Source organism: Neisseria sp. P0022.S010 (genome assembly GCF_051956635.1).
In genome coordinates this window covers 1-1,610 of sequence record NZ_JBQCXF010000623.1, presented here as the reverse complement: position 1 = coordinate 1,610, position 1,610 = coordinate 1, and the positions used below count along the sequence as shown (strand labels likewise).

At 49.4% G+C, this 1,610-nt stretch carries 1 protein-coding gene; it reads left to right on the top strand.

What is annotated here, in order from left to right; genetic code table 11:
- Positions 1-203 precede the first annotated feature (203 nt).
- A partial coding sequence (locus tag ACTHUT_RS20045) for an ABC transporter ATP-binding protein/permease (protein WP_440419570.1) occupies positions 204-1,610 on the top strand: 1,407 nt, incomplete at its 3' end.

The following is a 1,610-nucleotide window of genomic DNA, read 5'->3' as shown; positions in this document are numbered from 1 at the left end:
TTCTTATATCGAGTAAAAAATTACAAAGTAATTTGGTTTTGCGATTATATTTGATAAGATTTCCGGTTTCCACAAAAACAAATAAGAACCGTTTGTAAACACAAAAAAATACAACAGTTCAGAAAACTATTATTACAGTTACCACAGTCAAATAAATTTGCCGTCCTTTCAGACGGCCTTTACTTCCTTTCAGAGAATACCCCATGCAAAAATGGCAAACCGAGCTTTATTCCACGCCGTCTTGGCTGTTACAAACCTTATTGATGGTCGCCGCCGCCTCGGCGGTGATTCTGTTTTTTGCACGCAATACACGTTTTGGACGCGAGTTTAGCTATATCCTTCGCCTGTGCCTGACACCAAAAAGTACGGTCAAAGTTCTGCTGCTGATTACGGCGATGATTACGCTGCTGTTAACCGAAGTGCGGCTGAATGTGTTGAGTACCTTTATGTCCAAAGGGCTTTACGACTCGATGCAGGATTTAAATGCCTCCGCGTTTTGGATGTTTGCAGCGATGAATGCAGGCGTGGTGTTGATACGGGCGTTTAACAACGTCGTCAACGACTTTCTCGATCAAGGCTTGGCGATTAAATGGTCAGAGCGGCTCAATGAAGTTTTGACTTCGCGCTGGCTTACCGACAAAAACTACTACCGCCTGCAAATGCACCGCCACGCGCCGGACAACATCGACCAGCGTATCCAACAGGACGCACAGGATTTCATCGCCTCGACCATAGAATTTGTGCGCGGCATGGTCAATTCGGTCGTTACCTCGCTGGAATTTGCCGTTGTTTTGTGGGGCTTGGCAGGCATCCTGACCGTGTTCGGCGTCGACATTCCGCACGGCATCGTTTGGTTTGTCTATATGTTTGTGATTTTGGCGACCTTTATCGCCATGTGGATAGGCAACCCGTTGATTCGTTACAACTATGAAAACGAAAAGCTCAACGGCGACTATCGTTATTCCCTCATCCGCGTGCGCGACCACGCCGAAAGCGTGGCATTTTACAGCGGCGAAAAACACGAACACGACCAGCTTTCCGACCGTTTTAAAGCCATTATCCGCAACCGTTGGCGCATTGCGCGGCAAAGCGTCTGCCTGAGCGGCTTTAACGATATGTTCACCAACGGCATCAAGCTTTTTCCCATTATTTTGCAAGCCCCGCGCCTGTTTGCCGGACAAATCAAAATCGGCGACATTCAGCAGACCGTTCAAGCCTTCGCACGACTGCAAAACGCCCTGTCTTTCTTCCGGATGTTCTACAACAAATTCACTGCCTACCGTGCCCGACTGGAACGCCTATACGGCTTTTTGCTGAGCACGGAAGAAAAACACACCGCGCGACAACCCGACCTTACCGAAGTTTCAGACGGCCTGATCTTAGAAAACGTTGCCCTATACCGCCACAACGGCGAAGTTTTATTAGACGGTATCAATATCAACCTCAAAAGCGGCAACTCCCTGCTGATACGCGGCCCGAGCGGTTGCGGCAAAACTTCGTTGCTGCGCGCGCTGGTAGGGCTTTGGCCTTTCGGCAGCAGCGGTAAAGTCAGCCATCCGTCGCTTCAAGACATCCTCTTCCTGCCGCAACGCCCGTACACGGTACAAGGC